Below are 24,671 nucleotides of genomic sequence, written 5' to 3'. Positions count from 1 at the left end.
ACTCTTGCATGCAAATTTTTCAGCTTTGTGAGCCCGCACGCAACGATCTGCTTTTCCTTTGAAAAGATAAGGGTATTTACAAACTGAGCCGCTGGCTATAACATGCATTTAAAATACATGTTATAGCCGTTGTCAAAATTACCGGGCCGTGTCCCACAGGAGCTCTCCATGCTAGACAGTCAAACTATTGCCATCGTCAAATCCACTATTCCAGTTCTTTCCGCTACCGGACCTCGATTAACCGCCCACTTTTACGATCGCCTGTTCGAGCACAATCCTGAGCTAAAAGACACGTTTAACATGAATAATCAGCGCAACGGGGACCAGCGTCAGGCGCTATTTGATGCCATTTGTGCCTATGCCGCCAATATTGAAAACCTCGCTGCCCTGCTTCCTGCGGTTGAACGGATTGCCCAAAAACACACCAGTCTTAATATTCGCCCCGAGCAGTATCAGGTGGTCGGCGAACATTTGCTGGCAACCCTTGACGAGCTGCTGAGTCCGGGACAAGAGGTGCTTGACGCCTGGGGTAAAGCCTACGGCGTGCTGGCTAATGTGTTTATACAGCGTGAATCTGCTATTTATCAAAGCAGCGAAAATCAGGTGGGTGGATGGCAAGGGACGCGTGCGTTTCGTATCAAAGAGAAGCAGCAGCAAAGCTCGCTGATTACCAGTTTTGAGCTTGAGCCGGTCGATAATCAGCCGATTGCAGATTTTAAAGCCGGGCAATATCTCGCTGTTTACTTAAGCAAGGCGCAGTTGAACAGCGCAAAACGTGAGAATCAGGAAATTCGCCAATACTCGCTCACGCAGGCGCCTAATGGCAAAACATACCGCATTGCGGTGAAACGCGAAGCGCTGGGCACGGTATCGAACTATCTGCACCAGCGGGCAAAGATCGGTGACACGCTTTACCTGGCACCGCCTCACGGTGAATTTTATCTCGACGTCACGCCACAAACGCCGGTGGCGCTTATTTCCGGCGGCGTAGGTCAAACGCCGATGCTGGCGATGCTCAATCAGTTGGCGGCGCAGAAGCATCCGGCTACAGTGCAATGGATACATGCGGCGGAAAATAAACAGGTGCACGCCTTTGCCGACGAAGTTAACGCACTCAAGGCCACACTGCCGCGGCTGCAAACACAGGTCTGGTATCAGCACCCGAATGTGCTCGATTTACCGGGGGAGGATTATCAATATCAGGGACTGCTGGATTTAAGCGCTATCAAAACTGACCTGGCTGCCGATGGGATGCAGTTTTACCTGTGTGGACCGGTTGGTTTTATGCAGTTTGCCGCGCGCCAGCTGCTAGAGCTAGGTATTGAAGAAGCCAACATTCACTACGAATGCTTTGGCCCGCATAAGGTTATATAAAGAAAGGTAAGGCTTTGCGCAGGAACGCAAAACCGATAACGGCAGATGATAAAGTAGGTGCGGGCCGGTAAAATGCCAACTAGCCCGCAAAGAGTGCTTAGATAGCCTCTTCGTCCTCTTCACCGGTACGAATACGCACAACGCGCGCCACGTCAAAGACGAAGATTTTGCCGTCGCCGATTTTGCCAGTTTGCGCAGTGGTCATAATGGTTTCTACGCAGGTATCCACGATATCGTCAGCCACAACGATTTCGATTTTTACCTTAGGCAGAAAATCCACCATATACTCTGCACCACGGTACAGTTCAGTGTGGCCCTTCTGACGACCAAAGCCTTTAACTTCAGTCACCGTCATCCCGGTAATCCCTACTTCAGCCAACGCTTCACGTACGTCATCAAGCTTGAAAGGTTTAATAATTGCGTCAATTTTTTTCATGGCAGGCCCTTTTATCATTCGTATGTCGGTGCTTTTTATCGGCAGCGGCAAGATTTAATTCTTTGCTTTTGGGTGCCAACGGCACCGGCAGGCGCATAAAGTATCATATCCCCGTCATGCTTAAAACGCAGCGAAATAACGGCAATCAATTTTTAAGACTCTTTAAAGTCGTTGGCTTCGAGTTCATGTCTTGAAAGCAGCTTATAGAACTCGGTTCGGTTGCGCCCGGCTATTCTCGCCGCCTGTGTCACATTGCCGCGTGTAATTTGTAAAAGCTTACGTAAATAGTGCAGCTCGAAGGTATTACGAGCTTCGACGAAGGTCGGCAGCGCCGTGTTTTCGCCTTCAAGCGCCTGTTCAACCAGCGCCTCGCTGATAACCGGTGCTGAGGTCAACGCCACGCACTGCTCTATTACGTTAACCAACTGGCGCACGTTGCCCGGCCAGCTCGCGGCCATCAGCCGCTTCATGGCATCAGTTGAAAAACTCCTGACAAACGGCTTATGCCGCTGCGCCGCTGCGCGCAGCAGATGATTGGCCAAAAGCGGAATATCTTCCGCACGTTCGTTAAGCGCCGGTAGCTTGAGGTTAACCACGTTCAGTCGATAGAACAGATCCTCACGAAACTCACCCTTCTCCATCGCTTTCGGCAAATCGCGGTGGGTGGCGGAAATAATGCGCACATTCACGTCGAGGTCGTGGTTACTGCCCAACGGCCGCACCTTGCGCTCCTGCAATACGCGCAGCAGCTTAACCTGCAGAGAGAGCGGCATGTCGCCTATTTCATCAAGAAACAGCGTGCCGCCATCGGCCGCCTGAAACAGGCCTTCGCGACTGCTCACCGCGCCAGTAAACGCGCCTTTCGCGTGGCCAAACAGTTCGGACTCCAGCAGTTGCTCGGGTAATGCACCGCAGTTTATGGCAATAAAAGCCTTTTTACCCCGCGGGCTGGTGCGGTGAATTGCCTGCGCCAGCACCTCTTTACCTGTGCCGCTTTGGCCATTAATCAGCAGGCTAACGTCGGACTGCGCCACCATTTTGGCCTGCTCTAACAGACGCAGCATAACGGGGCTACGCGTGACAATCTGCTCGCGCCAGCTTTCATCACCGGCGGGGGCAGACTGCGCCAGCGCTTCGTCAATCGCTTTGTACAGGGCATCGCGGTCAACCGGCTTGGTCAAAAAGCCGAACACGCCCTGCTGAGTGGCGGCCACAGCATCGGGAATAGAACCGTGAGCGGTTAGAATAATCACCGGCATACCGGGCTGATGCTTCTGAATCTCGGCGAACAGCGCCATGCCGTCCATTTCGTCCATCCGCAGGTCGCTGAGCACCAAATCGACACGCTCGCGGCGCAGCAGCTTTAACGCCTCTTCACCGCTGCCCGCCGTAGTGACCTGAAAACCTTCGCTTGAAAGGCGCATCCCGAGCAATTTCAACAGGCTGGGATCGTCATCTACCAGCAGCAAGCTGGCATTTCTCCGTGCGGTCATTTGTCTCCCGTCGATTTTAACTGTAGGCCTTTGGGCGGTACGTAGGTGTCTTTAGCCTGAACGTTGCTACCGGTACTGCTTCGGCCGGTTGACGCTGGCGTCGCGTCGCCGTCAGGTATTTCACCCTGTAGTTGCTTGCGCGAAGAGAGCTGTCGCTCGATATCGGTCAAATTTTCAAGCTTGCGACGCGTATCAGCCAGACTGTCCTGCAACTCTTTTTGCTGCAGGGACATTTCGCCTATTTTGGCTTCATTAGCAGTCTGCTGACGCGAATTACGCGCTTTTTCATCTTCAAAGGCGATTTGCAACGACTGACGTTCTCGCCACAGCTGCACCAGCGGACGAATATCCCCCGGCATTTGCCCGCGATAGTCATTCATATTGTTAAGCAGCGTTCTGCGCTGCGATAAATCAGGGTCTGCCCCGGCGGCTAAAATACTTTGTTTAAAGATATTAGCCCATCCTGACGCAGGAATGAGCGCGGCCTGATAACTCGCCTGTGCGTTGCTCATGCGCTCGGAGCAGTCCATCGCTCGCAGCCAGTACAGCGCGTTGGTCAACGTGGCACTGTCGTCGAGCGACCAAAGGGTTTCGCACGGCGCAATGCGAAAGTCGATCACTTTACTGCCGGGAATGACGTCATCGACCGGCTGATAAAATCCCTCGCCTTTATCACGCGCGCAGCCGGTAAGCAGGATCGGTGTCAGCACGATCGGCGCGATAATCCTGGGTACGTAAAAGCCAAAACGGCTCAAAAAAGAGAAAAATCTTGTCTGCATGGTTTGATTATACTCAGCTAAAGTTTTCCGCCGCCTGAAGGCAATTCGATGCGGAAACAGACATCGGCGTAGTCGACATCGACCAGTTTTAGTTCACCCTGCATACGCTTGATGCAATCGTTGGCGATACTCAGCCCCAATCCGCTGCCCTTGACCGCGCCTTTACGCAGTTGGCTCCCCTGAAAGAAGGGTTCAAAAATCAGCGCCCGTTCTGCCGTGGGAATTGGCGTGCCTGAATTCGCAACATCAATAATCGTGCGTGAGCCGTCCTGCCAGCTATGGAGCCAAATGTTACCGGATTCAGCCCCGTAGTGCACCGCATTGGAGTACAGATTATCCAGCACCCGCACTAATAGAACAGATTCGGCCCAGCAATGTTGCGCCTCGGTGTTTATCTCAGTATGGATCATCTTGGTACGCGCCGTCAGACTATGTGCGGCAGCGATGTTATTAAGAATTTCAGGCAGATTGACCTGCTCTTTGTCAGCGGCTACGTCGGCCAGTCGACGGTTGTAGTCGAGCAATTGTTCAATCAAGGTCTGCAGATGCCGGCTGCTGGTGTTAAGGATAGTGACCACTTCTCGCTGATCGTCAGTCAAGGGGCCGGCCACCTCATCACGCAGCAGTTCGGTGCCTTCACGCATGCTGGCCAACGGGGTTTTCAGCTCGTGGGAAATATGGCGTAAAAACTCGTGCCGCTGGGACTCAAACCAGGCAAGCCTGTCACTCAGCCAGTTGATCCGTTTTGCTAAAGCGCGAATCTCTCGCGGCCCGCGAAATTTAGAGGCGCTGCCCGGCGCTCGCCCTTCCCCCAGTAGGTTTATCATGCGCTCTACGCCTTTAACCGGCCCGATAATCATGCGGGTAAACAGCACAACCAGCATGCCACTGAGCAAGAAAAGTACTAGCGCCTGCCAGCCAAAGAACTTGCCGCGGTCGGCGATGGCGTGCTGCAACTGCTGTCCGCGCGAATAAATCACTTCGCGGGTGGCCTGCACCATCTCGGCGTTAGAGCGAGAAAACTCCTCAAGCTGGCGCGAAGCTTCAGGCTCGGGACTGTTATTTTGACATTTAAAAGAGGAGAGCTGCGTCAGCAGGTCGCGCAGATTTTGATAATAGCGAACGTCGGGAAGAATTGAGGCGTGTGCGTCGAGCATTTGCGAATATTGACGTCGCTGGCTCTGATAAAGCGTAGAAAGCGTGTCGTCATCAAGCACGCAATATTGCCGATAGCTGCGCTCCATTTCCAGCGCAATGCTGGTCATCGACTCGCTTCGTCTGGCATCGACAATGGTGGTGCGGTTAATTTCGGCCGCTTGCCTGCTGAGATGATTGAGACTCTCGTAAGCCTGATACGCCAAAATCAACAACGGCAGCAGAACCAATAGAAAGGCCATTAAAACCAATTGCCTAAGCGAACCTGGGAATAAACGCCACTTTTTCAATGAAATCATCTCGCGCTCAATACATTCGCTGATGCTAACCGAGCCGGATGAATAAAGAAACAGCGTAGCGATATGTGGCGTAGAGGGGCTGTGATGCAAACTTGGGGGTTGCCCTGCAAACATGCTGAAAGCCGGTCTACAGGGCAGAAGAGGTGGTGCCTCACTCAACGTGTCGTTCGATGTTTGATAAGATTGCCGAAGCAACGATATCGGTGTAGTGAACGATAGGCACCTTTTCTACGGCGTCATTCGAGTGGTTATGAGCGTAAATTGCGGTGAAACCGCAAAAGCATTTATAACTGAGTGAATGAGCAACCAAGAATATTATAGCAGGAATCATGCCAACAATTAAAGCTAAATTCTAACCTACTGTTATTCATTGGATAAAAAATTAAATTAAATTTAAAAATAAATTTTAAGCGAATTATTTATGCTTAAAAATCCGGCATTTAGTCTCTAAAAAGCGACAAATAAACAGCAAAAAATGTGAACCTATACTAATCAGTGAGTTAGGCGTCACCTTTTGGAGACACTCAATTCCTTCGCTGTCGCCAATCCCAGACAGTATTAGTGTTCGTCGTAGCCTTGCGTGCCAGGTTTAAGTTCCGTTAGCTGGCAGGCTGGGCTGCTCTTGTTCTTTTCATCCACACAGTCTGTAGCATCATCTTTCACAAAGATGTGGTCGAGGATCGCGCGCATCGTCGGGCCTGCGACCACCCCATCGCCACCGCCGTTTTCCAGAATCAGCGCCACGGCAACGGTTGGGTGATCAAACGGCGCAAAGGCGGTATAGAAAATATGGTCGCGCAGGCGGACTGGCGTCATTTTGGCATTATAGTTCTGGTTTTCACGCAGGCTAAACACCTGTGAAGTTCCCGATTTTGCCGCAATTTTGTAGGGTGCGGTATGGAACAGCTTGTAACCGGTGCCGTTTGGCGCATTGGCCATGCCGAACATGGCATTTTTAACAATGGTCCAGTACGGTGATTTCGGGTCAGCAATCTGCGACGTTGGCGGCATTTTGTACGGCGTAATCACTTTGCCAAGCTGCATTGATTCCATCAGGTGCGGGGTCAAAATCTTGCCGTTATTGATAAGAATAGTCAGCGCCTTGACCATCTGAATCGGCGTTGCAATCCAGTAACCCTGGCCTATCCCTACCGACACCGTGTCGCCCTGATACCACTCTTTTTTGTGAACCTTCATTTTCCATTCGCGGCTTGGCAGGTTGCCGGAATACTGTTCATCAAGGTCGATACCCGACGATTTACCGTAGCCAAATTTGCTCAGCCATTCATGAATGCGGTCAATACCCATTTCATAGGCAACCTGATAGAAGAAGGTATCCGCCGACTCCTCAATCGCCTTGGTGACGTTCAGGTAGCCGTGGCCGGTCTTCATCCAGTCGCGATAGTGGCGATCGGTGCCTGGCAGCGTCCAGGTCGGCGCGCCAAAGAAGGTGGTTTGCGGCGTAATAACCCCGGCAAACAGCGCTGAAATCGACATATAAGGTTTGATGGTCGATGCAGGCGGATAAAGCCCCTGCGTCACGCGGTTGATTAACGGCAGATCAGGGTTTTTTAGCAGTGCGCTGTAGGCCTTACCAGAAATGCCGTTAACAAACGGGTTCGGATCATAGCTTGGGCTGGAGACCATCGCGCGCACTGCACCGTCGCGCGGGTCAACCACCACCACGGCGGCACGCTGGCCTTTAAGCAGTTGCTCAATGTACTGCTGCAGCCCAAGGTCCAGCGTCAGCTTAATGTTTTGACCAGCCTGTGGCGGCGTCTCGGTTAAAAGGCGTACCACGTGGCCGTGGTTATCCACCTCAACTTCCTGATAACCGGTTTGCCCGTGCAGCTCTTTTTCGTAGTACTTTTCGATACCCTGCTTGCCGATATCGTGGTCGGCGGCATAGTTTTCTGCCAGACCGTCTGCCGAGAGTTGCTTGTCATCGCGGTCGTTAATTTTCGACACATAGCCCACCACGTGCGCCAGTTCTGCACCGTAAGGGTAGCGGCGCTGCTGATAGCTGCTGATAGACACGCCGGGGAAGTCAAACTGGTTAACGGAAAAACGCGCGACTTCTTCATCAGTCAGCGCAAGCTTCAGTGGAATTTCCGCGAATTTACGGCCGTGATACATCGAGTCTTTAAAATTGTCGAGATCGTCTTGGGTGAGATCGACAATCGGCGTCAGCGCCTTCAGGGTGGCCTGTAGATCCGGCACTTTCCCGGGGATCACCTGAATCTGATAAAGCGTAATGTTATCAGCCAGGATCACGCCATTGCGGTCCATAATCAGCCCACGGCTTGGGGCGATCGGCAACATTTTGATGTCGTTCTGATTCGAACGCGTCTGATAGAAGGAGTGCATCCCTACCTGAAGGTGGTAAAGATTGAAGATGAGTACCCCAAACAGCAGCACGACAATAACAAAGGCGATAACGGCACGGCGTATAAACAGCAGTGACTCAGCCGTATGGTCTCGGATTTCATCGTTAAGTAGGGCCATTACCGGGGGATTACCTTTCTTGTCAAACGTCGGTCAAATGCGAAAAATGCGGGGTGTTCGGAAAGGGCAAAAGGATAACGCTTATCAGCCAGCACGACCATAAGAACTGTGCTAATCACGCAAGAGTAATGTTTCTATTTATGAATAGTTAAGCAGGATTTAAAGTTATGAATGCTTCAGGAAAGTGACTGCAGGGGGATAACAGCCTCAATCCATGAATTATGGGGTTGAGGCGCGCGGAGCTTACTTGTCTTCTATTTTGATACAGTCACCGTAGATAAAACCTTCCGTTTCATTGGCGATGACAAAACTGTTTTGCACGTGAATATACATCAGATGATTAGCCGTTCCCGCCTTCATCGGCTGATTATTCTGGCCGATAATATCGGTCAGTTCAGGGCTGGTAATGGTTCTGCTGTTATCAGGATAGGCGGTAAAGGTATTACCGGCGTCTGCTACCCGCGCGTCTTTATTCAAGACTTCAGCCGAGTCATCGCCGTCGGGGCGCTGGATGCTGTGGGTCAAAACACATTTATAGTTTGTCACTGCAAACGCTGAACAAGATGTAAAAGTCAGTAATACCGCAATGAAAGCGACGAGCCTGGCCATTGAAAAATCCCAACTAAGAAAAGTGAGCCACATCCTATCACTTGGCAATATTATAGAAAGTAGTCGGCAAAGAAATAGTCATAATTTATTCAATGCTTAGCGTGATAATAAAAGCCCGCACTTTTTTCGTGCGGGCAGCAATAAAATATCGCTATAAAGAAGGATTGCAAATAATCCCTTTACGTCTCGCGCAGGACGCGTTTTCAGGGTCGTTGCGCAGGCAGGGAAATATGGCCAACCTGATAGTTTTGACTCGACGTGTCACTTTTTTGCCGCAAGGTTTGCCATAGACTGATGCGCATAAGCTGCCAGTTTTGGGTATCCCATGCCACCACCTGCGCCAGTGCGCCGTCTAGCGCCGGCGAATCGCTCAAGGACGTGAGTGAGCTATAGCGTTCAATCGGCTCAAATTGACGAGTGGCAAACTTTGCCTGGTCGAGATTGTCTGCAAGCGAAGCGGCTAGCACCGGATAAACTTTCACCTGAGGCCAGCCAAACGCCCGGGTTAATGCCTCAAACCCGGCACCAAGCAAAAATTGGTGCATGCTGTCGGCGTCTTGCCAAAGATAGAAAGGCGCATAGACATTTTCCTTACTGCCGGTAAGCGGGCAGGTCTGGCGTGCATAAAGGTACGTTTTAAACAACAAACCCGGAAATCCGTCCAACCGATGGCCGTTTTCTGCAATTCTTCGCTCAATAATCGCCATATCGTAGTCGGCGGGCAGCGTAAAACTGTATTGCATCGCAAGCATGTTTAGCCTCCTAGCGCGTTGGGATACTGGAGAGTTGGAACATTTCGCCACTGCCGAACGACCAGTCCTCAGGCTCGGTAAAGCTCACAACCACCATCACATCCTGCGCCCTGATGCCGATAGAAGCCTGCAAAAGCTCGACTAATCGTGAATATAGCGCCTGCTTTTGTTCGGTGCTGCGCGGCTTTCCAGCGGTAATTTGAAACAGTAAATAGTCTTCGCTGCGCCCCGCTTCTGCTCCACACAGGTAATGTCGGTCAATGACCCGCAGCTCAGGATCATAACAGTCAAAAAGCTGAAAACAGTCGCCAGCTGGCACGTTAAAACGGCTTTCCAGCGCCTGCTGCAGCGCACTGGAAATGGCGCTTTGCCACTGATTGAGCCGCTGCCGAGGCAGTGAAATGCGGGTGATAGGCATAATTCCCTCCTGTTAATCGGCCGCTAAATTAGCGAAAACGGTCAATGCCGAGGCGGCAGTTGGCCAGCCTGAGTAAAAAGCCAGGTGGGTAATAAGCTCAACGATTTCATCATGGGTCACGCCATTTTTTTTAGCCAACTGTAGGTGATAAGGCAGTTGCTCAGTGCGCGACAGCGCGACCAGCGCACTCACGGTAATCAAGCTGCGATCGCGCGCCGACAGCTCGCTGCGTTGCCAGACATCACCAAACAATACGTCTTCACTCAGCTGTGCCAGCTTGGGGGCAATCTGTAACAAGGTTTCGCGATTGATGGTTAACGGCGTAGTACGACTCATGGGAAATTCCTCTTCAAGGGTGTAATGAAGAAGATAAACGCCTATGATGGTTTATAAAATCAGAAATATCAGCAGTGTTAATCCCAAAATGCAGGATTATTAAAATGGCAAAAAGACCGCTAACTTTTGATGCCGAGGCCTTAAGAAGCTTCGTCACGGGTATTGAGCTGGGCAGTTTTGTGCTTGCCGCCGAACGGCTTGGGCGCTCAACCTCGGCTATCAGCGCTCAGCTTAAGAAACTAGAACAGCAGGCGGGCGCGGCGCTGGTGCAAAAGTCTGGACGGCATTTGGCGCTGACAGAACGCGGAGAGATCCTGCTGGGATATGCCCGCAGGCTGTTGAGTTTGAATGATGAAGCATGCGCGGCGATGACGGCCAGCGCAGTGGGCGGTGAAGTGCGTCTTGGGTTGCAGGAGGATTTTGGAGAAGTTCTGCTTCCTGCCATTCTCGGCAAGTTCGCTCGCGCTCATCCCAATGTACAAATTTCAGCCAGCGTCAGCAGAAATCTGCCGCTGCTCACCGGCATTAAACAAAATGAACTGGACCTCGCACTCAGCTGGCAAAGTGACGACAGCACGCCTTTTAGTCAACCTTTAGGCAAATTGCCGCTGCGCTGGATTGGCGATGCACAATTCAATGTGAATACATTTTTGGACAGTAATACTCCGCTGCCACTGCTGGTGTTTGAAGCCCCCTGCATCATGCGAAATGCGGCAACTGCGGCGCTGGACAGAGCCGGCATCCCGTGGCGAATTGCTTTCACCAGCCGCAGTCTGGGCGGTATTTGGGCAGCCGCAACTGCCGGATTAGGCATTACATTGCGCACCGAAATGGGCATGCCCGCTCCCCTTCGCTACCTCGAGGCCTCATCGTTACCCGAAGTGGGCGATATTGGCATCATGCTGCATCAGTCCACTAGCCAACTGACACCGGCAACGGACTACTTGCAGCAAACCATCCGTGAACTTTTCCCACTGCAGTTTTCGAGATGAACATGTAGCCCAATTCCCCCGCCCTGACCCTCCCGCAAAATTGAGGGAGGAGATTTAGCTTAGTCTCCGCCAAAATCATTGACGGGATCTCCCCATCACGAAGGGGTGTTTATCTTATCGCCGTCCCCGCACTGAGGGTGCCGTGCGCCTGAACGTTGGTATCACCAGAATCACTTTGCATCGTACAACCATTAAGAATCATAAAAACCAAAGCAATCATCGATATTTTGCTAAAAGTAAGCATCGTGTGAGCCGCCTGAAATTGTCCAAAAGTGATATTGTGACTTTTGGACCGATGCCCTTCGTGGAAGTTTCACCTTTTACACTTCCCGATCATTGCTCACTAAATGTTAACGTTAGTCCCAGTCCATGCCCTACCTGCAGCACAATTTTTTGACCATCGTCTTCGACATGAATCTCGCCGCGCTGCAGGCTTTGGCGTGCCGCCTCCAGGGAGTGAGTGGCGAAACCGAGTGCGATCATTTTGGCCTCCTGAGACTCCTCCTCTGGCGAAACACCCCAGCCAGAAAGTGCCTTCTGTGGGCTGACAAATCGCACTTTTGCGCGTCCGGCGCGCAGCGTTATTTCCTCTTCATCAACGTTATCAAGATATTCTGCTCCAAAAATCTCAACATAAACCTGCGCAGCCTGCTGGATATCAGTAGCTGAAATAACAAACTCACTGATGTGCGATACCGCGTTTGGGTGAGACTGCCACTCTGCGCGCCAAACCAACTCCGGCGTGAGATGCTGGCAAAAGAAGCTTCTGCCGTGTGCAATGCGCGAAGCAGCCACCGGCACAGTTTGGAATCGTGCATTCGGTTCAGTTCCATCGTTCAATTTTACTGGACGGAAAAAAGCCTTGGGCGGCGTGTCTGCCAGCCGTTGCTGAGTAAGATGCTGATAAACCTCGCCGGCATCCTGCGTCTTCCACACCAGTCCGTTCAAGCCAAGCGGGGCCTGCCATAAATCCTTGCGCTGCAAATTTGCGCGGTCTTCATAACCCAGCAGCTCCAGATAGTTATCATTAAAAATTGCCAGGTGATTGCTTGAGCCTAGGGAGTGATGCCCCCGTGAAGTCAGGCTGAAACCCAGTCGACGAAACAATAGCTGTGACTGATCGAGGCCGTCAGCAACGTTGATAACTACGTGGTCGAGATGCGGAGTAAGGGAAGACATATAACACTCTCTTCTATCATATTAGTAAGCGATAGAAAGCAGGATAAAGAGAAGAAGGGTTTTCAAGAACGAAGTTTTCAGCAAAACCATTCCCTTTTTTGAGATAAACACCTCCATTTATCTCATCACAACCTCTCCCCATGAGTGATGACGATTTGCTTATTCAGCCGGTCAAGCTATTGATGCGCTGTGCGCCACGAAATATAACTGACCAAATTGTGATTTAGATCAACTAAACCCAGGCAACACGCGGGCTGCAAAAGGGACTTTCGACGCGTTTTAGAGGCATTTTACTCCGCTTTTAGGCCATTCATACCGCGATTAATGCACTTCATTCCACTCACCGGGCATTTCATGCCTGAATCGGTTCAGTCTCCTGATTAAGACTTATCATAGCGTCAATCTAATTGAATCAGTCTCGCTCGGGAGAACCCACTATGAGTGATAAATCAGGCTTCAAAAATGCAAGTGCAGCACACATTGCTGCAACGCCCAATCTTAATCGCACCCGCTGGATGACCTTGATAGGCACTATCATCACTATGTTTGCTTTGGGATCGGTTTATACCTGGAGCCTGTTTAACGGTCAGCTGTCTACCAAACTCGACGAGCCTATCAGCCGCGTTGCGTTCTCATTTGGTCTGCTGAGCCTGGGACTGGCCGTCGCCTCTTCCGTCGCAGGTAAACTGCAAGAACGTTTTGGCGTGCGCAATGTCACCCTCGGTGCCGGAGTATTAATGGCCGTGGGCTTTTTCCTGACTGCCCACTCCAACAACCTGATGATGCTTTATCTCAGCGCTGGCGTGCTCGTTGGCCTGGCGGACGGTGCCGGTTATCTGATGTCACTGTCAAACTGTGTAAAATGGTTCCCTGAGCGCAAAGGCGTGGTTTCGGCCTGCGCTATCGGCGCCTACGGACTGGGCAGTCTTGGCTTCAAGTTCATCTGCGGTTACCTGCTGAGTATCGGCACGCTGGAAAATACCTTCATCATTTGGGGATTGCTGGCCATGACGATGATTATCATCGGCGGCCTGATGATGACGGATGCGCCGAAGCAGGAAGTCAAAATCGTGAACAACCACATCGAACAACCGCGTGATTTTAGTCTGGCCCAGGCGATTCGCGTACCCCAATATTGGATGCTGGCGCTGATGTTTCTGACTGCCTGCATGAGCGGCCTCTACGTTATCGGCGTAGCAAAAGACATTGGCCAGGGGCTGGTTCACCTTAGTGCAGTGACCGCGGCCAACGCCGTTACCGTCATTGCCATCGCCAACCTCAGCGGCCGACTGGTGCTGGGCGTGCTTTCCGATAAAATAGCCCGTATTCGCGTTATCTCGATTGCGCAGGTTATTTCTCTGGTGGGTATGAGTATTCTGCTCTTCACCCATATGAATGAAGCCACCTTCTTTGCCTCTGTTGCCTGCGTTGCCTTCAGCTTTGGCGGCACAATCACCGTTTATCCGTCACTGGTCAGCGATTTCTTCGGCCTTAACAACCTGACCAAAAACTATGGGCTGCTGTATCTCGGCTTCGGTATTGGCAGCGTATTAGGCTCACTGATAGCTTCGCTGTTTGGGGGATTTGTCGTGACCTTCAGCTTCATTACTGTGCTATTAATTATCTCACTTGCGATTTCTGCCACGATTCGCCTACCCAATAAAGAGATTCAAGAGCAGAATACGCTCCAACATGTGTAGACCGATGTTCTGACCCTTTCATGAACGGTAAACGGGAGCCATTGGCTCCCGTTTTCTATCGTCAGCCTTAAGCTTCTGCACACTTAAAACCCTTAAAAAGCTTCACCTCCGCATCCGTGATGAGAGGTTCGACAGCTATTTACCTGAAGATTTTCGGACACATTTAACATGATCAGCAGTAAAAGTATTCTAGCCGCCCTGTTACTTTCCAGCGCGGCGTTGGGCGTTCAGGCGGCAGAAATCCCGCTGAGCAGCGTGGCGCAACCTTGTGTGGAACACGCTTCGTTTAACGTCCACGCAGGCAATCACGATATGATTAACATACCAGAACAACCCGCTAATCAATCGAGCAACCCTTGCTTGACGAGCCTGCAAAGCAGCGACAGCAATAAATTATTTGGCAATAACGAACTGCTTAAATAATAGACTCGCCCTCGGCAAAAAACTGAATCAGCTGATATTTTTAGCAGTTGATTCAGCGTACTCCCCCATTAATCCCTCCCTCCAGTCTTCCCGTTCTCACCGGCCTATAATATTTTTCCGAAGGTATTCACGCTGTAATACCGCGTCTTAATTTAAGCAAAATAATGTTTATGCTATTCTAATTTGAATATTTTCAGCACCCTGCATGGCAAAAGAAATGACGAACTCGTTAATTAATCCTTATATCACCTCTCGGATAGTTTATTTATCGTACAAGTACGATAAACTCCATATATTAATCTTTAGGTGATCCAAATCACGGACATTCCTACTCCTCATGAGTACCATCACGCCATCCAAAATCTGTCCCTTCCCTGGCGACATTTTTTAATATTGTGACGTAGTCTCTCTATTTGAGATGACTTAATTTTGTTCACCAGAGGTTTTATGAGTAATTCTCAAGTTGATATTCTTGCAACCGAAAGCGTTGAAAGAGCAGGTGCATGGCGCAAAACGGATACCATGTGGATGCTGGGCCTGTACGGCACGGCCATTGGCGCGGGGGTATTATTCCTGCCAATAAATGCGGGCATTGGTGGGCTTATCCCACTGATTATTATGGTCATTCTCGCCTTCCCCATGACCTTTTTTGCTCACCGAGGTTTAACCCGCTTTGTTCTTTCTGGCAAAAATGCCGGTCAGGATATTACCGAAGTCGTTGAAGAACATTTTGGTATTTCGGCAGGTAAGCTCATTACACTGCTCTATTTCTTTGCTATTTATCCTATTTTATTGGTTTATAGCGTGGCTATTACCAATACTGTCGAAACTTTCATCACTCACCAAATGCATATGAATGCTCCGCCAAGAGCCCTATTAGCGCTGATATTAATTCTGGGCCTGATGACGCTGGTTCACTTTGGTGAACACCTTATTGTTAAAGCAATGAGTATTCTTGTTTATCCATTTGTTATTGTTTTAGTGGCTTTGTCTCTTTACCTTATTCCACACTGGAATGCTTCTATTTTTGACCACGCCTCTGCCACCACTAATGGCGTGGGAAAAGGGATGTTGATGACGCTGTGGCTGGTTATTCCAGTGATGGTTTTCTCCTTTAACCACTCGCCAATTATTTCATCATTTGCGGTTGCAAAACGTCAGGAATATGGTGATGAAGCCGAGAAGAAATGTTCTAAAATTCTGACCTTTAGTACGCTGATGATGGTTGTGACCGTCATGTTCTTCGTGTTTAGCTGTGTATTCAGCCTTTCCCCGGCAGACCTGATGGAAGCCAAGCAGCAAAACATCTCAATTCTTTCCTACCTTGCCAACCATTTCCAAACGCCGGTTATCGCCTATATCGCACCGGTTATTGCCTTTATTGCCATCACAAAATCTTTCCTCGGCCACTATCTTGGGGCGCGTGAAGGTTTTAATGGCCTGGTAACCAAATCGCTGCGCTCCCGCGGTAAAACCATCAGTCTGGCGAAAATGAATCGCGTAACGGCCGTTTTCATGCTGCTGACGACGTGGGCAATTGCCACCTGGAACCCAAGCATTCTTGGCATGATTGAAACGCTTGGCGGCCCGATTATTGCCATGCTGCTGTTCCTGATGCCGATGTACGCTATTCGTAAAGTACCGGCGATGAGAAAGTACGGTGGTCACATCAGCAATATTTTTGTCGTGCTCGTGGGTCTGGTTGCCATGTCTGCGATTGTTTATAGCCTGGTCGGTTAATTCGTAATCCGTTTATAAACAATACGGTCAAGGGGCCCATGATGATCAGCGTATTCGACATTTTTAAGATTGGTATCGGACCTTCAAGCTCACATACCGTGGGTCCAATGAAAGCAGGAAAAGCGTTTATCGATGAGCTCGCCTCGTGCGGTTTGCTGGAGACCACAACGCGCCTGCAGGTTGACGTCTATGGCTCCTTGTCACTGACCGGTAAAGGGCACCACACAGATGTCGCCATTATTATGGGTTTGGCCGGCAACCAACCTGACACCGTAGATATTGACGGCATCAGCCCTTTTATTGCTCAGGTACGGCAGAACGGTCGCCTGCCTCTCGCCAGCGCCAATAAAGAGGTAGACTTTGCTTTGCCGGATGGAATGCGTTTTCATGACGACAATTTACCGCGTCATGAAAACGGTATGACCATCCGCGCGTTTAACCACAATACCTTGCTACACACGCAGACTTATTACTCCATCGGTGGCGGTTTTGTGGTTACCGATGCCGAGTTTGGCCTCACGCACTCTGATGCGCCGTGCGTGCCTTATCCGTTCAACTCAGCCGCCGATTTGCAGCGCCACTGCGATGAGTCTGGGCTGTCACTTTCGAGCGTGATGATGAAAAATGAGCTGGCGCTGAATGATAAATCGGCCATTGATGCTCATTTTTCGGCTATTTGGCAGGTGATGAGTGAAGGCATCGAGCGCGGGATCCACACCGAGGGCCTGCTTCCGGGTCCAATGAAGGTCAGGCGACGTGCAGCCGCGCTGCGAAATATTTTAGTCACTCAGGGCAAAAACAGTATCGATCCGATGGGCGTCGTTGACTGGATAAACATGTACGCGATGGCGGTGAATGAAGAAAATGCAGCCGGGGGTCGCGTAGTCACTGCCCCTACCAACGGCGCCTGCGGCATTATTCCCGCGGTATTGACGTATTACGATCAGTTTATTCGACCGCTGAGTACCGATGCCAGCGCACGCTTCTTCCTTGCCGCCGGAGCCGTTGGCGCATTGTTCAAGATGAATGCCTCAATTTCTGGCGCCGAGGTAGGCTGCCAGGGAGAAGTTGGCGTTGCCTGTTCAATGGCGGCGGCGGGCCTGACTGAACTGCTAGGCGGTAACACCGTTCAAGTGTTTAGCGCGGCGGAAATTGCCATGGAGCATCATCTGGGACTGACCTGTGACCCAGTTGCGGGTCAGGTTCAGGTTCCTTGTATCGAACGCAACGCCATTTCTTCAGTGAAGGCGGTCAATGCTTCACGAATGGCGCTGCGACGCACCTGTAAACCGCAGGTTTGTCTCGATCAGGTGATTGAAACAATGTACGAGACGGGCAAAGATATGAATGCTAAATACCGCGAAACGTCCCTCGGCGGACTGGCATTGAAAATCCTTCCCTGCCACTGACTTTCCCTGCTAAACAGCATAAAGGCTTACCTTGAAAAGTAAGCCTTTTTACTTTCCATCGTGTCAATGCAACGCTTTACATATCGATTCTTAACCTTACCGGACGATGACAAAACCATACATTGGGTTTGGTATCTTAAATCCATCGAGAGAAAGTGATGTCCCTGTGTAAATCTGTAGAACCCTGTTGTGTAGAAACCCTGTAGTACCCCTGTTATTTTGCCCGCTCCCAAGCGGGCTTTTTTTTGCCCATTTTTCAGGCTTGTTTACTGTAATCTTATTTTGCTCATCGACAGACGTCAAAAAGCCCTGCTGTTTAGGCAAGGCTTGTTGTTTCATCCCCTTTCCCGGCGCTTATCTCCGGCACTCGTTTAAAACGGCGTTAGCTCTGCAAGGGGATATTTCTGATAATACGCCTCTGGCCAAATAAGATTTAACAATTCCTGCTCTGCTTATCGTCACCCTTGATGCGTGACTGGCGCGATTTTTCTCCACGCAAACAGTCGCCCCTCTGCGCTAGCTGTTGAGTAATTTCCTCACCGAAATACCGGCCGCCAGCACCGGATTAATAATCGGCAGAGTAGTGTGAGGCGCAACCAGCGCAGCAACGTCCGTCGTTGCCATGCCGGTACAGGCCAGTGCAATGACCTTAGCACCCTCTTTTTCACAGGCTAAAACGGCTTCGATGATCGCCGATTTTCCTGCTTCGGTATGAATATCGTGGGTGCGGTTCACCCCTTTCGGCTTTCGGTAGGTACGCAGTTTGTCGTGTAGAATTTCATAGAATACTTCGGGCGCGCGGGGTTCTATACCTATCACGCCAACGCTGTGGCTAAAGGTAAGCGCTTGCTCACAGCAAGACATGATGCGCGTAAACGCATGACTCAACGCGCTGTATGAATCATAACCTAAAGTCTGTTCGAGGGAAGATATACGCTGATTTTCAGTGCGCATGTGTAGACAGGGTGTCGCGGTACAAAAGTTATGTAGGGAACTCACCGGCGCACGCTCACGCCGATGAGTAGTGCGCAGGTTTAACGCTTTAGGGAGGCACCGTTGCTTTGGATAATATCTTGATACCAATAGAAGCTTTTCTTACGACGACGCTCCAGCGTGCCGTTGCCCTCATCATCGCGGTCAACGTAAATAAAACCATAGCGCTTGGAGAACTCGGCTTTTGAGGCACTGACCAGGTCGATCGGCCCCCAACTGGTATAACCCAAGACTTCAACACCGTCGGCAATAGCTTCGCCAATCTGCACCAAATGATCATTGAGATAGGCAATACGGTAATCATCATTGATTGTGCCGTCAGCGTTAGGTTTATCGTATGCACCCAACCCGTTCTCTACGATAAATAATGGTTTCTGATAGCGGTCGTAAAGTTCATTCATCAGGATACGAATACCCTGCGGATCAATCTGCCATCCCCAGTCGGAGCTAGGCAGGTGTGGGTTAGGCACCATAGAAAGAATGTTGCCTCGCGCTTTCTTATTCAGCTCTTCATCGGTGGTTACGCAGCCGGTCATGTAATAGCTGAAAGAGATAAAGTCGACTGTCGATTTCAGCGCTGCTCTGTCTTCGACGGTGATAGTAATCTCTATGCCACGATCGGCGAAAAAGCGTTTCATATAGGCCGGATAACTCCCGCGAACCTGAACGTCACCAAAAAATAGCCATTCGCGATTCTGCTGCAGAGTTTCCATCACGTCTTCGGGTTTGCTACTTAACGGATAAAGCAGTCCACCCAACAGCATATTGCCGATTTTTGCATCAGGAATAATCTCGTGACAGGCTTTAACGGCTTTTGCACTGGCAACCAACTGATGGTGAATGGCCTGATATATGGCTTGCTGGCTGCTGTTTTCTGGCAGACCCACGCCGGTCAGCGGCGCGTGCAGCGACATGTTAATTTCATTAAACGTCAGCCAATGTTTCACTTTATGCTGATAGCGCTGGAATACGGTCCGCGCGTAGCGTTCGAAAAATTCAATGGTTTGACGGCTTCCCCAACCACCGTGATTAATCACCAGCCCATATGGCATTTCATAGTGCGACAACGTAACCAGTGGCGTGATGTTGTATTTTGCCATTTCGTCAAACAACCGGTCGTAGAATGCCAGACCGGCTTCGTTAGGCTCGAGCTCGTCGCCTTGCGGAAAAATGCGCGTCCAGGCAATTGAGGTACGCAGACAGCTAAACCCCAGCTCGGCAAACAGCTTAATGTCTTGCGGATAGCGATGATAAAAATCAATCGCGACATCTTTAATTCCTTTGTCTCCGGCCACGCGCTCAACCACACCGCCAAAAATACCTTTTGGCTGCACGTCGGAGGTGGAAAGGCCTTTGCCATCGGTCAAATAAGCGCCTTCAACCTGATTGGCGGCAACCGCGCCGCCCCATAAGAAATTATTTGGAAACTGTTGGCTCATCGTCTTTCTCCTGTTTTAACGGACCAAGGTCAATAAAGGGGTATTTTCTTCAACATCGCTGACATCAGAGACAATAACGTCGCTAAAATCATCACTATTGGTGATGAGAATCGGCGTATCAAGGCTATATCCGGCCGCGCGAATGGCGTCAGCATCAAATTCCAGCAGCAGTTGGCCGCGAACGACTTCGTCGCCTTCAGCCACGTGCGGAGTGAAATATTTTCCATCGAGTTTGACGGTATCAATGCCGACGTGAATCAATACTTCGGCGCCGCCCGATGACTCCAGTCCGATGGCGTGAAACGTCTTGAACAATGAGGCCACTGTTCCGTCAACGGGTGACACTACGCGACCTTGGGATGGCGTAATAAATGCGCCTTTACCCAATAATCCTCCGGAAAAAATGGGATCGTCTATTTGTGTCAATGGCTTCAACCTGCCCTGCATCGGACTGGTGATAGTCTCCCGCTCAACCTGCCCATGCGTTTGTGTTAACGATGCGTCCACCGCGCTATCGGCACAGGGAACCGTTTTGGGCGCATTAACTCGCGCAAAGAAATAGGTCAGCAGCGTTGAAAGCGTCAGAGAAACTAACAAGCCAATAATGGCGGCAGTTACCGTGAAATCGTAACCCGTAGGTGGAATAAGCTGTGTGAGGGTGAAAATGCTGGCGAAACCAAACGAATACACCGCACTGTGAAAATAGCCGACTACGCCTGCTCCCGCTGCGCCGCAGAGACAACCAAAAACAAAGGCGCGTCGGTTGGGCAAAGTAATCGCGTAGACAGCAGGTTCGGTAATTCCACAAATCCCAGCCACTAATGCCGATCCTGCGCTACCTTTCAACTGTGCATTTTTAGTGCGTAAAAATATGCCTAAGGTGGCGCCAACCTGCCCAAAAATGGCAGGAACCAGCAGCGGGATCAGTGTGTCGTGACCCGTTATACTTATGTTATTCATCATGATAGGCACCATGCCCCAGTGGACGCCAAAGATGACACAAACCTGCCACAGGCCCCCCATTAGCATACCGGCAATGGCTGAATTAAAGCCGTAAAGCAGTTCGTAACCCAAGGCGAGCATTTTACTCACCCACGTTGCGGCAGGGCCAATCAGCAGGAATGTCAGGGGTACGGCCACCACGATGCAAATCAGCGGGGTGATAAAATTGCGTACTGCACTTGGCAGCCGAAGATAAATTAGCCGCTCAAGCCACGCCGACAGCCAGCAGGCAAAAATAATCGGAATAACCGACGAACTATAATTAATCAAAATTACCGGTAGCCCAAGAAAATGATGCGGCTGCGCACCGGGCATTTGCGAGGCGGTAAAAGCTGCGATCATCAACGGATGGACCAGCGCGCCACCAATCGCCATGCCAATGAAGGGATTGCCCTTAAATTTTTTGCAGGCCGTGTAGCCAAGAAAAAGTGGCAAGAAGTAGAACATCGCATCGCTGGCGGCAAACAGGATCTGGTAGGTACCGTTTTGCGTCGTCAGCCAGCTTGCCACCAGGGCTACCGAGAGCAAGCCTTTAAGCATCCCTCCGGCGATAAGCAGGCTAATAAACGGGGTGAAGATTGCGGAAATGATGTCGATAAAGCGTGCAAAAAAACCTTCGTTTCCCGCTGGCTCAGCAAACTGCTGCTCGGATGCATCACCACCAAGATGGGATGCGATCAGCTCATAAACCTGGCTTACCTCGTTGCCAACCACGACTTGATACTGACCGCCGCTCTCAACCACCATGATAATGCCGGGCGTATTTTTTAATGCCAGGGTTTGCGCTTTGCTGCTGTCACGCAGTTTAAAACGCAGGCGCGTGGCGCAATGAACCAGGCTAATGACATTTTCTGCCCCACCAACCTTTGCCAACACCTCAGTAGCTAATTCATTTAATTTCATATTCTTATCCATTAACTCTGCAAAAAGGCTATGCCCCGCCACACGTCACCTATGGAATTCAGGCCAAAAAAAAACCTAAACCGATGCCCTGTTACTCGCCCAAAAGGCGATAACAAAAAATCGGTTTAGGTTTTGCCTGCTTTCCAGTAACAATCCTAAATTTCAGAAGCAGCATGCCCTTTGAGACGCGTTTACTCAAGGCGGTAAATCTTTGGCGTTCTGGTTTTGTGAACAGGATCCCGAATTAGTCGCCAGTGCTGTTGTTCTGATTCAGCGTTTCTTTACGCACACGCTCAACGTGGATAGCGAGAAACATTTTTTCCTCTTTACTCAACGCATAGTGATAATTTTTCTGAATATGATGTTCCACTTTCAACACACAAAGCCAAGCTTGTGGGTACAGGTTTTTAACCTCATCGTGCAGGGATTCATCGTCACTGTGAACCAAATTTTTGCTGAGCATGCGCTGGGCAAAAAATTTCAAATGGGTAATGAAACGGTGATAGCTCAGAGTTTCTTCGCGGTAATCAAGACGAAGTTGATACTTCACAATATGCATGATTTGCTGAATAATTTGCGTTATTTTCACTACTTCAGACATCTCACCGTTAAGCTGCCCCTTAACCAGATGCTGGGCAATATATCCGGCTTCGTCTTCAGGTAGCCTTACGCCGAGGCGATGTTCGATAATATCAAGCGCCTCAAGACTGACTGCAAACTCACGGTGATAAACGCGTTTGATATCCCACAGCAACGCATTTGGCAACGTTATCCCCTGCTTAAATCGTTCGATAGCAAAATGGCAGTGATCGGTGAGAGCAATATATATATTATTGCCGAGTTTCTCACCAAGGCGAGTCTGCGCCAGGTCGATAATTTTCTCTGTGGTAGTTAATACATCAAGAGGAATTTCGGCCAGCAGTTCGCTAAGCCTCGCATTCAAAGGATTCCCCCGCAGTGAGAAAACCTTTTCAACCTTGTCGGAATCAAGCAGTTCACCGACCTTTTTTTGAAACGCCAACCCCTTCCCCATCATAACTTGTTCATGGAGATGTACGTCGACGGCAATCACCGCATTATTATTTAGAATTTTTATAATTTTCATAATCTTACCCAGCCTAAAACCACAAAATCCGCCTAAAAACCCACTGATGAACGGTGATTATTATTCTTGTAAATCGTGGGAAAAAGCGAGCACTCGTTTCTTATTGAGTAAAATTGGGGTAGGGTTTGCGTGTTTTAAACAGGAGGCTGTAATGAGCGATGAACATTTAATCCAAAGAATTGATCAACTGGAGCGCGTCAACCGCGAACTTCTGGTTCAAGTATCGGCTATGCGCATTTTGTTTGGCAGTGTCGGCAATACCATGAATACAAAGTTTGAAAATAGCTTTACGTCGGGCGTGAAAACCTTCGTTGAGCGCGAGAAAGAGGCGCTCAACGCGAGCGAAATCGAAGATGCATCGAAGAAATTCCGCACCGACGTGCTGAACTGCGTCTCTTCCCTGCTGCCGACCGTGCTGTAACGTCCTTTCAAATCCCTGCAGCACGCTGACTGCAGGGAAATTACTTGTCTTACTTAGCCATACAGCGCTGCCTGCGCTCATCAACCCGTCGAGCAAACCACGCGGTGGTGAGCTTGCGGGTAATTTTCGGGCTATTAAGTTCTATACCCGGCAGCATCTCTCTCGCAACGGATTTACCGGCGGTTTTATCAGCCAAGGCGAACACCAACTGCCAGGTCGGCGTTTTTTCGAAATCTATCGACTCCCCCAGTCTTAAATCGCGTGAAATATTCGAATCGCTAAGATCGAGCTTTTTCCCCAACCTGCGAACCGCCATTTCAGTCTTGCCTGGCTTGTCGTTGTAGCTCACCACGTCGCCATCCAACGCCAAACGCACCCCCGTTAAACGACTCACCGCTTGCTGGAATGCGGCGTTTCTACTGGCGTAGAACCCTGCGTTGTAATCGGCAAAACGATAAAGGGTTTGGCTGTAGTGGGTCGGATAGCCAAGAAGATGCGCAATACCGAAATAGACCCCGCCGCGGCGGCTAAATACTTCTCGTCGAATGCTGCCGTCTATCGGATACGGATAACCTTTGGCTTTTGACTCGGCAAAGGCGATGCTGACCTGCATCGGGCCGCCGGTATGCACCGGATTGAGATTGCCGAACAGTTTTTGTCCCATAGGAACCATGCCGATAAAGTCATCGAAAATGGCACTCAGCTCTTTTTCACTGCGCACATTGTCCAAGCGCTCGCTGTAGGACTTGCCGTTGGGTGAATTAATTTTTAGCGCGGTGTGAACCAGAAAAGCCGGGATATGCACCTCGCCAGCGCGCCGGTCTATTTCCTTCCAGGCAATTTTACCCAGCCCAGGCACCGGTGCATTGGCATTAAAATTTGATTCCTGCTCGGTGACGGCCAAAACGGCACAGATATTGTCTCTTGAAGGGTCAATTTTTTGCGTGGTGAAGGCGGTGTTAATATCTTTCGCCCACCCTTGCTTGTCCGCCACGTTGGCAGGCATCAGACTGACAATATCCGCCCGCACCTGCTCTGGACGCTTGCCATTTTCGGCCGTTTTTTGCGTACTGCACCCTGCGAGCAGCAATAATAGTGCAAAGCCAAGCAGTGGGAAAACCGGCAATTTTACGTGTATCTGCCCAAAGATTCTGGGACTAATTAATTGAATAGTGGAGATGTTAAGCGTCATCGGATCCCTGAAGAGTC

General features: G+C 50.2%; 23 protein-coding genes. 7 read left to right on the top strand and 16 right to left on the bottom strand.

The features are described 5' to 3' along the window. Window positions 1-168: 168 nt before the first annotated feature. Window positions 169-1,374: an NO-inducible flavohemoprotein gene (hmpA, locus tag GA565_RS06505; protein ID WP_152197808.1), complete on the top strand. Its 1,206-nt coding sequence runs from the start codon at window positions 169-171 to the stop codon at window positions 1,372-1,374. A gap of 97 nt (window positions 1,375-1,471) precedes the next feature. Here hmpA and glnB read toward each other — a convergent pair whose 3' ends face one another. The 9 genes from glnB to GA565_RS06460 form a co-directional block, all read right to left on the bottom strand. Beyond that, window positions 1,472-1,810: a nitrogen regulatory protein P-II gene (gene glnB / locus GA565_RS06500; RefSeq protein WP_009638933.1), complete on the bottom strand. Its 339-nt coding sequence runs from the start codon at window positions 1,808-1,810 to the stop codon at window positions 1,472-1,474. Window positions 1,811-1,962: 152 nt separating this feature from the next. After that, on the bottom strand, window positions 1,963-3,303 hold the full coding sequence (glrR, locus tag GA565_RS06495; protein WP_152197807.1) for a two-component system response regulator GlrR: 1,341 nt from the start codon (window positions 3,301-3,303) through the stop codon (window positions 1,963-1,965). Further along, entirely contained in the window at window positions 3,300-4,082 is a 783-nt protein-coding gene (qseG, locus tag GA565_RS06490; RefSeq protein WP_152197806.1) for a two-component system QseEF-associated lipoprotein QseG, read from the bottom strand. The genes glrR and qseG overlap by 4 nt, the downstream gene beginning before the upstream one ends. A 17-nt stretch (window positions 4,083-4,099) precedes the next feature. Beyond that, window positions 4,100-5,536, bottom strand: a complete 1,437-nt coding sequence (locus tag GA565_RS06485) for a sensor histidine kinase KdpD (RefSeq protein ID WP_152201341.1) — start codon at window positions 5,534-5,536, stop codon at window positions 4,100-4,102. Between the two features lie 558 nt (window positions 5,537-6,094). Beyond that, window positions 6,095-8,041, bottom strand: coding sequence for a penicillin-binding protein 2 (gene mrdA / locus GA565_RS06480; RefSeq protein ID WP_152197805.1), 1,947 nt, complete (start codon window positions 8,039-8,041; stop codon window positions 6,095-6,097). A 243-nt stretch (window positions 8,042-8,284) separates the two neighbouring features. Further along, complete coding sequence (locus tag GA565_RS06475) at window positions 8,285-8,650, bottom strand: hypothetical protein (RefSeq protein WP_055781428.1); 366 nt, start codon at window positions 8,648-8,650, stop codon at window positions 8,285-8,287. Between the two features lie 203 nt (window positions 8,651-8,853). Then, window positions 8,854-9,402: a DUF4865 family protein gene (locus tag GA565_RS06470; RefSeq protein ID WP_152197804.1), complete on the bottom strand. Its 549-nt coding sequence runs from the start codon at window positions 9,400-9,402 to the stop codon at window positions 8,854-8,856. A gap of 10 nt (window positions 9,403-9,412) precedes the next feature. Beyond that, entirely contained in the window at window positions 9,413-9,820 is a 408-nt protein-coding gene (locus GA565_RS06465) for a tautomerase family protein (RefSeq protein WP_152197803.1), read from the bottom strand. Window positions 9,821-9,832: 12 nt separating this feature from the next. Continuing rightward, window positions 9,833-10,156: a carboxymuconolactone decarboxylase family protein gene (locus tag GA565_RS06460; RefSeq protein WP_055781417.1), complete on the bottom strand. Its 324-nt coding sequence runs from the start codon at window positions 10,154-10,156 to the stop codon at window positions 9,833-9,835. A gap of 104 nt (window positions 10,157-10,260) precedes the next feature. Here GA565_RS06460 and GA565_RS06455 point away from each other — a divergent pair, with 104 nt between their 5' ends. Then, entirely contained in the window at window positions 10,261-11,148 is an 888-nt protein-coding gene (locus tag GA565_RS06455; protein WP_152197802.1) for a LysR substrate-binding domain-containing protein, read from the top strand. 333 nt (window positions 11,149-11,481) lie between these two features. Here the strand turns inward: GA565_RS06455 and GA565_RS06450 are convergent, their stop codons facing one another. Continuing rightward, a complete protein-coding gene (locus tag GA565_RS06450) occupies window positions 11,482-12,327 on the bottom strand; it encodes a VOC family protein (protein ID WP_152197801.1) in 846 nt (281 codons plus the stop codon). A gap of 437 nt (window positions 12,328-12,764) precedes the next feature. On the opposite strand from GA565_RS06450, the gene GA565_RS06445 reads away from it, so the two are divergent. The 4 genes from GA565_RS06445 (at window position 12,765) to GA565_RS06430 (ending at window position 17,599) form a co-directional block, all read left to right on the top strand. Beyond that, window positions 12,765-14,027, top strand: coding sequence for an MFS transporter (locus GA565_RS06445; protein WP_152197800.1), 1,263 nt, complete (start codon window positions 12,765-12,767; stop codon window positions 14,025-14,027). Window positions 14,028-14,195: 168 nt separating this feature from the next. Beyond that, window positions 14,196-14,450 carry a hypothetical protein gene (locus tag GA565_RS06440; RefSeq protein WP_152197799.1) on the top strand — a complete coding sequence of 85 codons (255 nt, stop codon included), beginning with the start codon at window positions 14,196-14,198 and terminating at the stop codon, window positions 14,448-14,450. A gap of 447 nt (window positions 14,451-14,897) precedes the next feature. Continuing rightward, the gene (locus GA565_RS06435) at window positions 14,898-16,190 is read left to right on the top strand and encodes an HAAAP family serine/threonine permease (protein ID WP_152197798.1); all 1,293 of its coding nucleotides are present in this window, start codon (window positions 14,898-14,900) and stop codon (window positions 16,188-16,190) included. A gap of 41 nt (window positions 16,191-16,231) precedes the next feature. Further along, window positions 16,232-17,599 (top strand): L-serine ammonia-lyase, encoded by a 1,368-nt coding sequence (locus GA565_RS06430; RefSeq protein WP_152201340.1) that lies wholly within the window; start codon window positions 16,232-16,234, stop codon window positions 17,597-17,599. Window positions 17,600-17,695: 96 nt separating this feature from the next. Here the strand turns inward: GA565_RS06430 and GA565_RS06425 are convergent, their stop codons facing one another. The 5 genes from GA565_RS06425 to licT form a co-directional block, all read right to left on the bottom strand. Continuing rightward, a complete protein-coding gene (locus GA565_RS06425; RefSeq protein ID WP_152197797.1) occupies window positions 17,696-17,938 on the bottom strand; it encodes a hypothetical protein in 243 nt (80 codons plus the stop codon). 177 nt (window positions 17,939-18,115) lie between these two features. After that, on the bottom strand, window positions 18,116-18,553 hold the full coding sequence (locus tag GA565_RS06420; RefSeq protein ID WP_226950917.1) for an aspartate/glutamate racemase family protein: 438 nt from the start codon (window positions 18,551-18,553) through the stop codon (window positions 18,116-18,118). Window positions 18,554-18,633: 80 nt separating this feature from the next. After that, complete coding sequence (locus tag GA565_RS06415; protein ID WP_152197796.1) at window positions 18,634-20,031, bottom strand: glycoside hydrolase family 1 protein; 1,398 nt, start codon at window positions 20,029-20,031, stop codon at window positions 18,634-18,636. A gap of 15 nt (window positions 20,032-20,046) precedes the next feature. Next, a complete protein-coding gene (gene bglF, locus GA565_RS06410; RefSeq protein WP_152197795.1) occupies window positions 20,047-21,936 on the bottom strand; it encodes a PTS beta-glucoside transporter subunit IIABC in 1,890 nt (629 codons plus the stop codon). Between the two features lie 244 nt (window positions 21,937-22,180). Further along, window positions 22,181-23,041 (bottom strand): BglG family transcription antiterminator LicT, encoded by an 861-nt coding sequence (gene licT / locus GA565_RS06405; RefSeq protein WP_152197794.1) that lies wholly within the window; start codon window positions 23,039-23,041, stop codon window positions 22,181-22,183. A gap of 151 nt (window positions 23,042-23,192) precedes the next feature. On the opposite strand from licT, the gene GA565_RS06400 reads away from it, so the two are divergent. Beyond that, window positions 23,193-23,462, top strand: a complete 270-nt coding sequence (locus GA565_RS06400; protein ID WP_226950916.1) for a hypothetical protein — start codon at window positions 23,193-23,195, stop codon at window positions 23,460-23,462. Window positions 23,463-23,511: 49 nt separating this feature from the next. On the opposite strand, the gene GA565_RS06395 is transcribed toward GA565_RS06400, so the two are convergent. Next, on the bottom strand, window positions 23,512-24,654 hold the full coding sequence (locus GA565_RS06395; protein ID WP_152197793.1) for a DUF1615 domain-containing protein: 1,143 nt from the start codon (window positions 24,652-24,654) through the stop codon (window positions 23,512-23,514). Window positions 24,655-24,671: the final 17 nt, after the last annotated feature.

Origin of the sequence: Rouxiella sp. S1S-2 (genome assembly GCF_009208105.1) — a bacterium.
GTDB lineage: Bacteria > Pseudomonadota > Gammaproteobacteria > Enterobacterales > Enterobacteriaceae > Rouxiella.
This window is presented reverse-complemented; position numbering and strand designations above follow the sequence as displayed.